Annotated in this window: 10 protein-coding genes; 4 read left to right on the forward strand and 6 right to left on the reverse strand. The window is 64.0% G+C overall.

Annotated elements, in window-relative coordinates; genetic code table 11:
* The first annotated feature begins 40 nt into the window (after window positions 1–40).
* From AC1DW9_RS26090 to AC1DW9_RS26100, 3 genes are all read left to right on the forward strand, one after another.
* Entirely contained in the window at window positions 41–2,821 is a 2,781-nt protein-coding gene (locus AC1DW9_RS26090) for a hybrid sensor histidine kinase/response regulator (RefSeq protein WP_476771019.1), read from the forward strand.
* A 162-nt stretch (window positions 2,822–2,983) separates the two neighbouring features.
* Complete coding sequence (locus AC1DW9_RS26095) at window positions 2,984–4,162, forward strand: GAF domain-containing sensor histidine kinase (RefSeq protein ID WP_476776589.1); 1,179 nt, start codon at window positions 2,984–2,986, stop codon at window positions 4,160–4,162.
* Window positions 4,163–4,395: 233 nt separating this feature from the next.
* Window positions 4,396–5,148: an SDR family NAD(P)-dependent oxidoreductase gene (locus AC1DW9_RS26100; protein WP_441491032.1), complete on the forward strand. Its 753-nt coding sequence runs from the start codon at window positions 4,396–4,398 to the stop codon at window positions 5,146–5,148.
* 112 nt (window positions 5,149–5,260) lie between these two features.
* Here AC1DW9_RS26100 and AC1DW9_RS26105 read toward each other — a convergent pair whose 3' ends face one another.
* Entirely contained in the window at window positions 5,261–6,061 is an 801-nt protein-coding gene (locus AC1DW9_RS26105; RefSeq protein WP_476770784.1) for a YggS family pyridoxal phosphate-dependent enzyme, read from the reverse strand.
* Window positions 6,062–6,304: 243 nt separating this feature from the next.
* Window positions 6,305–7,795 (reverse strand): MocR-like pyridoxine biosynthesis transcription factor PdxR, encoded by a 1,491-nt coding sequence (gene pdxR / locus AC1DW9_RS26110; RefSeq protein WP_441491030.1) that lies wholly within the window; start codon window positions 7,793–7,795, stop codon window positions 6,305–6,307.
* Window positions 7,796–7,909: 114 nt separating this feature from the next.
* Here pdxR and AC1DW9_RS26115 point away from each other — a divergent pair, with 114 nt between their 5' ends.
* Window positions 7,910–9,154: a benzoate/H(+) symporter BenE family transporter gene (locus AC1DW9_RS26115; protein ID WP_476855219.1), complete on the forward strand. Its 1,245-nt coding sequence runs from the start codon at window positions 7,910–7,912 to the stop codon at window positions 9,152–9,154.
* Between the two features lie 538 nt (window positions 9,155–9,692).
* On the opposite strand, the gene AC1DW9_RS26120 is transcribed toward AC1DW9_RS26115, so the two are convergent.
* From AC1DW9_RS26120 to AC1DW9_RS26135, 4 genes are read right to left on the reverse strand one after another with little or no spacing between them, the layout of a single operon-like run.
* Window positions 9,693–10,412, reverse strand: coding sequence for a GntR family transcriptional regulator (locus AC1DW9_RS26120; RefSeq protein ID WP_441491028.1), 720 nt, complete (start codon window positions 10,410–10,412; stop codon window positions 9,693–9,695).
* A 23-nt stretch (window positions 10,413–10,435) separates the two neighbouring features.
* A complete protein-coding gene (locus AC1DW9_RS26125; protein ID WP_441491027.1) occupies window positions 10,436–11,308 on the reverse strand; it encodes an ABC transporter permease in 873 nt (290 codons plus the stop codon).
* A complete protein-coding gene (locus tag AC1DW9_RS26130) occupies window positions 11,305–12,105 on the reverse strand; it encodes an ABC transporter ATP-binding protein (protein ID WP_476776591.1) in 801 nt (266 codons plus the stop codon). Before AC1DW9_RS26130 ends, AC1DW9_RS26125 begins: the two co-directional genes overlap by 4 nt.
* A complete protein-coding gene (locus tag AC1DW9_RS26135; protein WP_441477901.1) occupies window positions 12,102–13,115 on the reverse strand; it encodes an ABC transporter substrate-binding protein in 1,014 nt (337 codons plus the stop codon). Before AC1DW9_RS26135 ends, AC1DW9_RS26130 begins: the two co-directional genes overlap by 4 nt.
* Between the last annotated feature and the right edge of the window lie 120 nt (window positions 13,116–13,235).

A 13,235-nucleotide genomic window follows, 5' to 3' on the forward strand; every position in this document is an offset into this window, starting at 1 on the left:
GCTCGAGACATCACGCAGCGCAATGAGCAGGGACCTGACTGTGACCACAGACGTGGAGCGCGACCGCCGCCTGATCCAGAGCGTGCTCGCGATATCCGACGATTGCATCAAGGTTCTCGACCTCGACGGCAAGCTGACCTTCATGAGCGAAGGCGGCATACGGGTCATGGAGGTCGCCGATTTTGGGCCGATCGAGGGGTGCGCCTGGACCGATTTCTGGGAGGGCACGGATCGGGCAGAGGCGATCGCCGCTGTTGCAGCGGCCAGGGCCGGCGGCACCGGCCAATTCGAGGGCTTCGCCAGGACGATGGCGGGCACGCCCAAATGGTGGGATGTCCGCGTCACGCCTGTCCCGGGTCCCGACGGCAAGCCGGAGCGGCTGCTGGCGATTTCCCGCGACATTACGGCGCAAAAATCGGTCGAAGAGGCGCTGGTCGCGACCGAAGAGCGCTATCGCACCCTGTTCGACAGCATAGATGAGGGGTTCTGCATCATCGAGTTCTTCGATGGGCCGCATGGCGCGCTGAGCGACTACATTCATATCGAGGCCAACCCCGCCTACGCGATTCATGCCGGCATTCCCGATGTCGTCGGAAAGAAGCTCCGCGACATGGTGCAGGACGAGGCCGATGGCTGGGTCGAGCTCTATGGCGGCGTGCTGCGCACCGGCCAGCCGATCCGCTTCGAACGTGAGCTCGTCGCCACCGGCCGCTATCTCGAGCTCTCGGCCTTTCGCATCGAGCCGGCCAGCGCGAAGCAGGTCGCGGTGCTCTTCCAGGACATCACGGGCCGCAAAAAGGCCGAGGCCGCTTTGCAGGAGAGCGAAAGCCGCTTCCGGACTCTGTCGCAATCCATGCCGAACCATGTCTGGACCGCGACGCCGGACGGAATGCTCGATTGGTTCAACGAACAGGTCTATTCCTATTCTGGAACCGAGGCAGGCGCGCTCGACGACGAGCGCTGGACAGCGATCGTTCATCCCGACGATCTCGCGAGTGCCGCCGCAGCCTGGGAAAATGCCCGGCGTGACGGGATTCGCTACGAGACCGAATTCAGGCTGAGGCGCCATGACGGGGCCTTCCGCTGGCACATCGCCCGTGCCGTCCCGATCCTCGATGAGAACGGCGCGGTGGCACGCTGGATCGGCACCAATACCGATATAGACGATCAGAAGACGGCTGAGGCGGCGCTCTCGGACCTCGCCACGACCTTGGAAGATCGCGTTGAGCTCCGCACGGCCGAGCTCGCCAGGGCGCAGGATGCCCTGCGCCACAGCCAGAAGATGGAGGCGATCGGCAACCTGACCGGCGGCGTTGCGCATGATTTCAACAACCTGCTGCAGGTCATCAGCGGGAACCTGCAGCTGCTCTCGCGCGATATCACCGGCAATGAGAGGGCCGAGAAGCGGGCCGCGAACGCCATGGCAGGCGTGGCGCGCGGCTCAAAGCTCGCCGCTCAACTGCTGGCCTTCGGCCGCCGGCAGGCGCTGGAGCCCAAGGTCGTCAGCGTAGGCCGGCTGATCCGCGGCATGGACGATCTGCTTCGCCGCACATTGGGCGAAGCCGTCGAAGTGGAAACGATGATCGCCGGCGGGCTCTGGAACACATTGGTCGATCCGACCAATGTGGAGAATGCGCTCCTCAATCTCGCGATCAATTCGCGTGATGCGATGGACGGCCAGGGCCGCCTCACCATCGAGGCCGGCAACGCCTTTCTCGACGACGCCTATGCACGCGCGCATTCCGATGTCTCGGCGGGCCAGTATGTCATGGTGGCGGTGACCGATACGGGCTCGGGCATGAGCCCTGAGGTCATGGAGCGGGTCTTCGAGCCGTTCTTCTCGACCAAACCCGAAGGCAAGGGCACAGGCCTCGGCCTCTCCATGGTCTACGGCTTCGTCAAACAGTCCGGCGGCCATGTGAAGATCTACAGCGAGGCCGGCCACGGCACGACGATCCGGCTCTATCTGCCACGCTCGACCCAGGTCGAGGATATGCCGGTCGAGAGCGAAACCGGCCCGGTCAGCGGCGGCAGCGAGACCATCCTGGTCGTCGAGGACGACGAGGCCGTTCGCGACACGGTGATCGCACTGCTGGGCGAACTCGGTTACCGCGTCCTGAAGGCACATGACGCGCAAAGCGCGCTTGCGGTCATCGAGAGCGGCATACCCATCGACCTGCTCTTCACCGATGTCGTGATGCCGGGAGTATTGAAGAGCCCGGAACTGGCGCGCAAGGCCAAGGAGAGGCTGCCGGAACTCGGCGTGCTCTTCACCTCGGGCTACACGGAAAACTCCATCGTGCATGGCGGGCGGCTCGATGAAGGCGTCAACCTGCTGTCGAAGCCCTACACGCGCGAGGCTCTGGCCAGGAAGATCAGGCAGGTCCTGTCGCATGGCGGCAGGAAACCGTCTGGCGACACGCCGGAGCCGGCAGTCAGCCCGGCACCGCTCGCTGCATCCGAGCCCGCGCGGAAACTCACGGTCCTCGTTTGCGAGGATGACGCCATCATTCGCATGGATACCGCCGATCTGGTCCGCGAGCTCGGCTATGTCGCGATCGAGGCCGATAGCGGGCGCGAGGCAATCGATATCGCGTCGCGGGAGGAGATCGACATCCTGCTGACCGATGTCGGCCTGCCCGACATTTCGGGCATCGAGCTCTCCCGGAGCTTGCGTGAACTCAAGCCGGCGATCGCCATTGTCTTCGCGACGGGGCGGGACCAGGTCGAGGGTCTTGATGCAGAGCCGCGCACCGAGTTGCTCAAGAAGCCCTATGGTCTGGACCTGCTCGGGCGGGTGTTGGGACGCGTCACAGGCTAGGCATTATCCTATGGTATGGGGCCGGAATGGCCGCTATGCCCATGGCTTTGGAGAAATGTCTGAGCCGCATATCCGGGCGTGGACGGCCAATCGTGACCGGTCTTTTGACATAGACGCGTCGTCACGATTGTGTTTCCGCTCATTTTTTCCGGGCGGGGTTTGATGCGTCAAGATTTCTCTGAAGATATCGCCGCGATCTCGTCCATTGCCGCGGTACCGAGCATTCTGGAAGTGGTGTGCCGGACGACGGGCATGGGCTTTGCCGCCGTCGCGCGGGTGACCGAGGACCGCTGGGTCGCCTGTGGCGTTCGCGACGAAATCGCGTTCGGCCTGCAGCCCGGCGGCGAGCTAAAGATCGAGACCACGATCTGCAATGAAATCCGCGACCATCGCGAGATGGTCGTCATCGACCATGTCGACGCGGACCCCGTCTATTGCCGGCATCATACGCCTGCGACCTATGGCCTGCAGAGCTATATCTCGATGCCGATCATCCTGCCTGATGGAATATTCTTCGGCACGCTCTGCGCGATCGACCCGCGGCCGCATGTCGTCAGCACGCCCGCCATTACCGGCATGTTCAAGCTCTTCGCTGAGCTGATCGCCTTCCACCTCGACGCCCACCAGAAACTCGCTGACAGCGCGGCCAGACTGGTCGGCGAATTGCAGAACACCGAGATCCGCGAGCAGTTCATCGCCGTGCTCGGCCATGACCTGCGCAATCCGCTTGCCTCCATCCATTCCGGCCTTCGCATGGTGCTGAAGAGCGATGACATGGCGAAGGTGCGCACGCTGGCGACGATGATGCAGAGCAGCGTTGGCCGGATGTCGCGCCTGATCGACGACGTTCTCGATTTCGCACGCGGGCGACTGGGCGGCGGGTTCATTCTCGAGCGCGGTGCCGAGACGAACCTGAAGCCTGCGCTAGAGCAGGTGATCGGCGAACTCCAGACCGCATATCCCGATCGCGAGATCGCGGCGGCGCTGCGGTTCGACGGCGTCATCGACTGCGACCCGGCGCGCATCGCCCAGATGGCGTCGAACCTCATCGCCAACGCATTGAGGCACGGCGCCGAGGACGGCCCCGTGATCGTGGACGCTCATCGGTCTCCCGACTATTTCGAGCTGTCGGTCTCGAATTCCGGAGAGCCAATCCCGCCTGAGATCATGGCCGAGCTCTTCAAACCCTTCGTGCGCGCCTCCGCCAGATCCCACCAGCAGGGCCTCGGTCTTGGCCTCTATATCTGCGCGCAGATCGCCAAGGCGCATGCAGGCACGCTGGATGTCATCTCGACATCCGAGGGCACGCGGTTCAGATTCAGGATGCCGCTCACCCTCTGAGCGACCCGGGTTTCGATCGGCGCCTATCGCCTCCGGGATGCCCGCCGGTGATGCGCGACAGAAATTGCCCCTTGCCCCGAAAAAGGAGTTCGCGCCCGCGATGGAGCGGCCGGCATGATCCGCCCCTCACTGGGGTGTGGACACATCGACGCCGGGCCATATTCGGATTGAGGCCGGTTTGCCGAAAGCGCACCATGGCGTGATCAGTCAAATGGTTTGAACGGGGCTACGGAATGGAAATCTCCTTCAGGGGCAAGAAGGTCGTCGTCGCAGGCGGCAGCCGCGGCATCGGGCGATCCATCGCGCTCTCTTTCGCGGCGGCAGGCGCCGATGTGGCGATCTGCGCTCGCAATCCCGAGGGGCTCAGCGCCGTCGAAGCCGAGTTGAAGCGGCATGGCGGGGCGGTTTTCAGCATGGCATGCGATCTCGGCGAGGGCTCTGCGGCCGCGAGCTTTGTGGCTGACGCTGCTCGCGCGCTCGGCGGCATCGACATCCTGATCAACAACGCGTCGGGCTTCGGCTCGAAGGATGACGAGAGCGGCTGGCTTGCCAGCATCAATGTCGACCTGATGGCGACCGTGCGCGCCACCCAGACGGCGATACCGTTCCTGGAGGAAGCGGGCGGCGGCGCCATCATCAACATCTCGTCGATTTCCGGCCTGACGGCGGTGCCGCGTTCGCTGCCCTACGCTGCCATCAAGGCGGCCGTGGTCAACTACACCATGGGGCAGGGGCGGGCGCTCGCACCGAAGCGCATCCGGGTCAACGCCATCGCGCCGGGCTCGATCGCGTTTCCGGGCGGCTCGTGGGAAAATCGCAAGACGACCGATCCGCAGCTCTACGAGCGCACGCTCGGCAGCATTCCCTGGGGGCGCTTCGGGGCGCCGGGAGAGGTCGCCAATGTCGCCCTGTTCCTGGCGAGCGACATGGCAAGCTGGGTGACCGGGCAAACGATCGTCGTCGATGGCGGGCAGTTGCTGACCTGACACAGCGGTGAAGACCTGGGCCTGACGAAGCTGCATGAGGCGCAGCCGGCAACCCGCATTGCCGCCGGATCATGTCTGCTTTCGGAAACAGAACAGGCTCGGCTCGGTGTCGTCACTCTTCCGGTCGCGAGGTCGGGATGAGACCAGGCCAGTAGAGCGCGTCGCTGGTCGGTCGCGCACCGAAAATGGCCTGGCCGACCCGAACGACGTCGGCGCCTTCCTCGATGGCGCACTCGAAGTCACCCGACATACCCATCGACAACTGCACAAGGCCGGGATCGATGCTGACGGCGCGGTCCCGCAGGGTCCGCAGCAGCCGGAAACAGGCGCGCACGCGCTCGGAATCCGCACTGAAGATTGCCAGCGTCATGAGGCCGCGCGGCTTCAGGCGAGGGTACTCGGACAGACATTCGACGAACGACACAAGATCGTCGGGATGCAGTCCGTACTTGCTGGCCTCGCCGGACGTGTTCACCTGAACGAAGACGTCGAGGTCGCGCCCCTCGGCCTCCAGCCGGCGGTTGAGCTCATCGGCCAGCCGGACGCTGTCGAGGGCATGGAACTCCGTGGCGAAGCGGGCGAGATACTTGACCTTGTTCGTCTGGAGGTGACCGATGATGCTCCAGCGGATCGGCAGGTCGCCAAGCACCGACCGCTTGTCCCGGGCCTCCTGAAGCTTGTTCTCCCCAAAGCTGGAGATGCCTGCAGCAAAGGCGAGCCGCAGGATATGGGCGGGAACCGTCTTGGTGACCGGCAGCAGATGCACATCGACTGGATTTCGCCCGCAGCCCTGGCACGCTGACGCGATGCGCTCCTGAACGGCTTTCAGGTTCATCGCAAATGCTTCGGCAGGGTCATGACCGAAGCGGGCGATATCCTCGGCCGAAAGGGCGCCCGTCGATGGTGCATTCATGTCGAAGCAAGCTCCAGATGAGACCGCCGGGCAAGTCTTGCGAAGACCTTGCCGAGGGCGGCAACCCGACGATCCCGCCTTGATGCAGGTCCGTTATACCCAGATGAAGTGTAGTCCTGGCACATGCGACTGTTGATCTGCGGCGGATCGCTTCGTCGGTATTTATCTTGAAAATGGCCTGCTGCACCCATCCACTTGCAGAGGATAAGGCCGGCCATTTGCGGTGAGCCGGACTGCCCCGGTCTACGCGCTCTTCACAGTCCGGAATGCGCTCGAGAGCTGCTTGACTGCGACCTCAAGCTCGGCCGGAGTGTAGGCCGCGAAGCCCATCAGAAAGCCAGCCTCGCCATTGCCAGAAGCATGAAGGGCCGACAGACCCAGAAGCTCGACGCCAACGCGCTGCGCGGCGTCGATGGCCGCACGCTCTGAAAGGTCGCCGGTCAGCGCGCACGGCATCTGGAGTCCACCGATCGGAACCCGAGGCTCGACGAAAGCCGAAAGCTCCGTCCGCACGAGGCTTGCCAGGATTTCGAGCCGCTCGGCGTAGACATTACGCATGGCGCGAACATGCGCTCCGAAATGTCCTCCCTCCATAAAACGGGCGAGTGTCAATTGCGCGATCGAGGCGGTGTGGCCGTCCAGGAGCGTGCGCGCAATCGTCATTGGCTTGACCAGCTGCGGGGGCAGCACGACATAGCCGACCCGCAAGCCTGGAAAGAGCGATTTCGTGAATGTGCCGATATAGACGGTCCGGTCATGCTGATCGAGACCCTGAACGCAGGCCATTGGTTTGCCGGCGTAGTGAAACTCGCTGTCGTAGTCGTCCTCGATGATCCAGGCCTGATGCTTCGCTGCCCATTCGATCAGGGAGAGACGCCGGTCGAGCGCAAGTGTCGCGCCCGTCGGAAACTGATGGGACGGCGTCAGGAAGACGGCCTTGGCCTTGCGCGGATCGTCACGCAGTTGCTCGACCAGAATTCCCTGATCGTCGACGCGGATAGGCGCAGATTCCAGACCGGCTGCATCGAAGGCCTTGCGTGCCCCGTAATAGGCTGGATCCTCGATAAAGATGCGGTCTCCAGGATCCAGCAGCATATTGGCGCAGAGCGCCACTGCCTGTTGTGAGCTTGTCAGGACCAGCACGCGGTCGGGATGAGCGCGGGCGCCTCTCTCCAGGTTGACATAGTCTGCAATAGCGCGTCGAAGCGGCTCCGCGCCCTGGGGATCTCCGTGAAGAAGCGCCCGCGTGCCGGTCTCCTTCAGCACCTGCCGCTCCAGGCGTTGCCAGAGCGCGAGCGGAAAGCTGCGCGTCTCGGGTACGCCCGGGGCAAACGGCCGGGGAGATAGCTGCTCGCGAACGCCGCCACCGCGGAAGATGGCCGCTCCGCGTTCGCTGAGGTTCGAAGCCGGGCTACGCCGCAGTGCGCCGCGATGAGAGAGCCTGAGGCCAGGAGTGAACTCGGTCATCTCAGCCACGAAACTGCCGCTGCCCACCCGCCGGTCGATGAAGCCCTCGGCATGGAGCTGGGCATAGGCGGCCTCGATCGTGTCGCGGGAGAGACCGAGCGATTTGGCGAGCGCCCGCGAGGCCGGCAGCGGCTTGCCGGGACCCAGCGCACCATCGAGGATCATCTGCCGCAAAGCCCGTTGAATACGCGCGTGAAGCGGCAGTTCCGCATGGGCGGGATGGGCAAGCCATGCCTTCACCGATTCCAACTGAGAATGCTTGAACAATTGGTCTGACTTGCTCGAAGAAAGTGGAGGGGATGAACAGACCATTGATCCGCTAGGAGTCAAGCCGCCTCGCTGGCCCGGGCCAGGCGGGTTTTCAGGATAACGACCACGATCATGCCGCCTGTCTCGTCACCACCATCGCTCACTCCAAGTGATCTCGCGCCTCCGATCGTCGCGGGACTGATCTCTGTCATCGTCAACTATGGGGGAACCTTCATTCTGGTCTTTCAGGCCGCAAAGGTTGYGGGGCTCAGCCCGGAGCTGACGGCATCCTGGGTCTGGTCTGTTTCCATCGGCGTGGGGCTGACGGGGATCTATCTGAGCTGGCACTTTCGCGAGCCGATCATCACGGCCTGGTCGACGCCGGCGGCGGCGTTCCTCGTCACGGCACTCGCCACGACCCCTTATGCCGAGGCGGTCGGTGCTTACCTGATCTCGGCGGCCGCATTCGTCGCCCTCGGGCTGTCGGGCTATTTCGAGAAGGTCGTCAGGCTGATCCCGCCGGGCATCGCATCAGGCTTGCTCGCCGGTATCCTGCTGCAGTTCGGCATCGGCGCGTTTGGCGGTGCGAGCGTCGATCCTCTGCTGGTTGGGCTTCTGATCATCGCCTATCTCGTGCTGAAGCGCTTCATCCCTCGCTATGCTATCGTTGGCATTCTGGTGCTCGGCCTCGCCTTCTTGACTGTGCAGGGACGTGTCGATCTCGCGGGGCTTCAGTTCAAGCTTGCGGCTCCGGTGTTCACTGCGCCGGACATTTCGCTCAATGCGCTCTTGAGCGTCGCGTTGCCGCTGTTCCTGATCACGTTGACCGGGCAGTACATGCCGGGGATGCTCGTCCTGCGCAATGACGGCTTCAGGACCAGCGCCAATCCGATCGTGACCGTGACAGGTCTCGGTTCGCTGATCATGGCGCCGTTCGGTTCCCACGCCTTCAACATCGCAGCGATCACCGCGGCGATCTGCACGGGCAAGGAAGCGCATGAGGATCCGTCCAAACGGTGGATCGCAGGAATCGCCGCAGGCGTTTTCTATGTGCTTGTCGGCGTCTTCGGCGTGGCTCTGGCGGCGGTCTTCATGGCATTCCCAGCGACCTTCATCACGACGCTCGCAGGGCTGGCGCTAATGGGCACGATTGGCGGCAGTCTCGCCAGCGCTATGGCCGACCAGAGGTCGCGTGAGGCGGCGTTGATCACGTTCCTTGCCTCATCGGCCAAGATCAGCCTGCTCGGCATCGGCGGGGCGTTCTGGGGGCTGGTGATCGGGCTCGTCGCCTATGTGATCCTGCATGGCCGTTTGCCGCGCCGTGAGTCTGTCGAGGGCGCTCGTCCGTCGGCAGTCGGCAGAGGCGGGGCAGAGTGAGGGCATGCGGACTTCGCCTTCGTCAATGTCGGCCGACCCGAAACGTGATCCTTCTCGTGCAATCCCACGCCTCAGCTTTCGAGCAGAAACCGAACCATCTCACGCGAATTATCGGGCCGCCGCGTCAGCTGCCCAGACGATCGCCACACCACCAAGCATGTCCACTACCATGGACAATCCGGTGTTCGGCAATCGTCTGACTTTTGCCGCTTCCGAACAGGCACCGCGTGACGGGCTTGCCGTTTACGACCGCATCGGTCGGCTTCTGACGAGCGATGCCTTACGCCAATATGCGCACCTTCGGCTCACGAGCCCATTGCCGGGTCCGGGGGGCTCCAGGAGGATTTCGGCCTTGTCGCCGAGCCTGACCATCGACTGTCCTGAGGTCCAGTCAGACACGCCAGCCACGTTCGTCGCTGCGGCGGGCGGAGACGGGAAGAGGCCCGGCAAGATCGGGCTGGAGGCGACACTCGAAACAACGGCGCTCCCCACAGATTTGCCGACGCGGAGATCAGATTTCCGCGTAGCGTCGCTGTGGTCACTCCGTGAATTCCGCGGTGCGTGTGCTCCCGGGCCCGGTCGCAAGGGCTGCGAAACGCTCCTCCGTGAACAGTTCCTCGATCGTCTGGAGCGTTTTGGTGTAGTGCGCGACGAGCAGGGCACAGGCCTCTTGCGGGGTGCCGTTGAGCACCGCCTTCATCAGCGCCTCGTGCTCGCTCTGCCCATTGCGCGGCATCCTGCCAAAGGCGTGCGAGATCGAGATATAGCGCGAGGCATGGTCGGCCAGGATCTCGCAGAACTCGAGCAGCCAGGGCGACCCGCAATTCGCCAGCAGCGCCCGGTGGAAATTGCGATGGGCGTCCTCCCAAGCGGCGCGCTCCGCAGGGAGATCCGAGCGATAGCGCGAGAGCCGGTGGAGGGCGAGCACGATGCCTTCCTCCCAGCGCTCGTCACGATGGCTGATCGCTTCCTCGAGCGCCCTGGTTTCGAGCCAGCAGCGCGTGCGGACGAGGACCCGCCAATCGTCGAGGGCAATCGTCGGCACCGAGAAGCCACGCTGCTCGTGCCGCTCGACGAGGCGCTCCGATGACAGCCGCGACAGGGCCTCGCGGACCGCATTGCTGCCGACGCCATAGGTCGAGGCAATCCCCTCGATGCGCAGCTTCTCACCCGGCCTGAATTCGCCCTGGATGATGTCGCTGCGCAGTTTCTGGTAGACCGTCGTCGACAGCGTGGTCTTCTCGGCAGCTTTTGCCATGGTCGTGTCTGTCCTGCTGCCGCTCACCGGGGTGCCCTGGAAGAGATGGTGTTACTCGAACGCTGCCAGAAGACGAACCTGTACTGCATCCAGGACACGACGCCGAACATGAAAAGCCCGAGCAGGCTGAGATAGATGATCAGCGAGAAGACGCGCGGGGTGTCGAGCTGCGATGCGGCGACCCGGATCAGCTCGCCGAAGCCCTGGCCGCCGCCGAGGAATTCGCCGGCGATCGCGCCCGAGACCACGCTGATCGCCGCGATCTTCAGGCCGGTGAAGAACTGCGGCAGGCCGGTCGGGATCTTCAGCTTGACCAGTGTCTGGAGGCGCGAGGCGCCGATGCTCTTGAACAGCATGCGCGCATTTTCGTCGGCCGCATGCAGCCCGGCCGCGGTGCCGACGATGATCGGAAACACCGAGATGAAGGCTGCGAGCGCGACCTTCGACATGATGCCGAACCCGAGCCAGGCGACGAAGAGCGGAGCGAAGGCGAGCTTGGGCATGGTGTCGACCGCGACGATGTAAGGCATCACCGCGCGCTCGCCGAAGCTCGTTTCCCCGACCACGACGCCGAGCGTGACACCGATCGCCAGCGCCACGACGAAGCCCACGAGGACCTCGCTTGCCGTGACCCAGAAGGCTGGCAGCATATAGTCCCCGGCCATCAGGTTGCGCCCGACGAAGCCGATATCGCGCAGCGTATCGCCGGGGGTAGGCAGGATCAGCGGCGAGACGATCTCGGCGGCGGTGATGCCCTGCCAGAGCCCGAGGAAGAGCACGAGCAGCCCAAGCATCGAGGCCCAGCGCGGGGCCTTGGAAATCCACGAAACCTTTTCGATCCAGACCGTGTCGGCGGGCAGGGCGGCTGCCAACGGCTTCTCCGCGACATGGCTCACAGGAATGCTCCCTTGTCGAGAAGGCCGCGGATCACACCGACATACTCGCCGAAGAGCGGCAGCGTGGTCATGTCGAGCGTCCTCGGCCGCGGCAGGCCGATGGGGATGCTGCGCACGATCCGCCCGGGGCGCGACGACATCACATGCACGATGTCGGAGAGGATGACGGCCTCGGCGATGGAATGGGTCACCAGGAAGGCCGAGGCGTTGCGCTCGCGGCAGATGCGCTGCAGCTCCATGTTCATGAAATCACGGGTGATCTCGTCGAGTGCGCTGAACGGCTCGTCGAGCAGCAGCACATTCGGCTCCGAGATCAGCATCCGGCAGATCGCGGCGCGCTGCGCCATGCCGCCCGAGAGCTGCGAGGGGTAGGTGTCCTCGAACCCTTTCAGCCCGACCAGTTCGAGCAGGACGCGAGCACGCGCCGCGGCCGTCTCGGCTGCAGCGCGCCCTTCGCGGACTTCGACCGGCAGCAGGATGTTCTGGAGCGTCGTCCGCCACGGAAACAGCGTCGCCTGCTGGAACATCATCCCGATATCGGCACGGGCGCCCAGCACCGGTGTCCCCGCGAGCATCACCCGGCCCTTCGAAGGCGGTGTCAGGCCCGCCATGATCTTGAGCAGCGTCGACTTCCCGCAGCCGCTCGAGCCGATGACCGAATGGAACTCACCTTCCCGGAGAACCAGATCGACGTTCTCCAGCGCCACCACGCGCTCGCCGTAGGATTTCGAAACCTGCGCGAGTTCGTAGACCGGCCGAGGTCGCGCCTCGGCCGATACAGTCGCCGCCACCGTCATCGCGGAGCGTTCCAGGCCGTGACGAGATCGTTGGAATAGGCCTTGGTCAGGTCGGCCAGCGGCTTCTTGAGATCGCCCGAGGCAACGAGCGTCTGTTGCCACATCTCCCAGGCGGCGGGGTGGTTGTAGCCAAAACCCTTGGCGGGATCGATCGGACTGGTCAGCTTGTAATAGACGTCGAGCAGAGCCTCGGCGAAGGGCATGTTTTCCAGCTGTTGCGGATTGCCCATGCGGGCATGTTTCAGGGTCGCGGCCCGGTTGGCCGGGTCGATCCCGAATTTGGTGCCCCTGACCAGCGCGCGGCCGAAGCGCTCCAGCATGCTGCGGTTCTCGTCGAGATATTTCCGCGTCACCACATAGCCGTTGCCGAAGAAGGACTGGAACGGCGGAGGTGTCAGCGAGCGCAGCTTGACACCGCGCAGTGTCAGCGTGGCCGCGCCCGCGGTGTCGGAGGCATAGGCGTCGATCGCCTTCTGCATGAAGCCGGCGACAGCCATGCCGCCCTCGCCAACCGTGATGAACTTGTAGTCCTGGCCTTCCTTCATGCCCTCGGCGTCGAAGATCGAGCGCACGAACGCGACCTCCGCCCCGTCTGCCGTGCCGACGCCGATGACCTTGCCCTTCAGGTCGGTGGGCTTCTGGAACGGCGAAGCCTCCGGCACGACGAGGTTGAACTGGCTGCGGGTGAAGTAATTGTAGATGTAGACCAGATCCTGGCCCCGTTCGCGCGCCGCCATCAGCGGCCCCGGACCGGGATGGGCGAGCTGCGCCTGGCCCGCAAGGAGCGCCTGGATGGCCTGGGCCGAACCATTGACGCTGCGCGGCTGGATCTTGAGCTTCTCCTCGGCGAAATAACCTTCGCCGATCGCGGCATAGAGGGCGAAATAACCCAGCCCGCCCGGGCTCGGATAGACGATCGTGAGCTCATCCTGCGCCTGCGCATGAACACGCGACGCTGCGAGCGCAAGCGGCAGGCCCGCCGCCGCTGCCATGAACTGCCTACGTTTCATCCCGCTCCCCTTGCGTTTTTCTGATACGGATTAGCGAACGATGCATTATCGATCAAACGTGTCAAATAAATTCAGATTATCTGGCGTGTGATAAAAATATGCAGATTTATCTGGACAGGA

The organism is Allobosea sp. P4_E12, assembly GCF_056401655.1.

Bases quoted from the DNA above. Each gene is read 5' to 3' on its own strand.
- AC1DW9_RS26120 (WP_441491028.1), bottom strand. From the start codon at position 10,412: ATGGCAAAAGCTGCCGAGAAGACCACGCTGTCGACGACGGTCTACCAG.
- AC1DW9_RS26105 (WP_476770784.1), bottom strand. From the start codon at position 6,061: ATGAATGCACCATCGACGGGCGCCCTTTCGGCCGAGGATATCGCCCGC.
- AC1DW9_RS26100 (WP_441491032.1), top strand. From the start codon at position 4,396: ATGGAAATCTCCTTCAGGGGCAAGAAGGTCGTCGTCGCAGGCGGCAGC.
- AC1DW9_RS26095 (WP_476776589.1), top strand. From the start codon at position 2,984: ATGCGTCAAGATTTCTCTGAAGATATCGCCGCGATCTCGTCCATTGCC.
- AC1DW9_RS26135 (WP_441477901.1), bottom strand. From the start codon at position 13,115: ATGAAACGTAGGCAGTTCATGGCAGCGGCGGCGGGCCTGCCGCTTGCG.
- AC1DW9_RS26130 (WP_476776591.1), bottom strand. From the start codon at position 12,105: ATGACGGTGGCGGCGACTGTATCGGCCGAGGCGCGACCTCGGCCGGTC.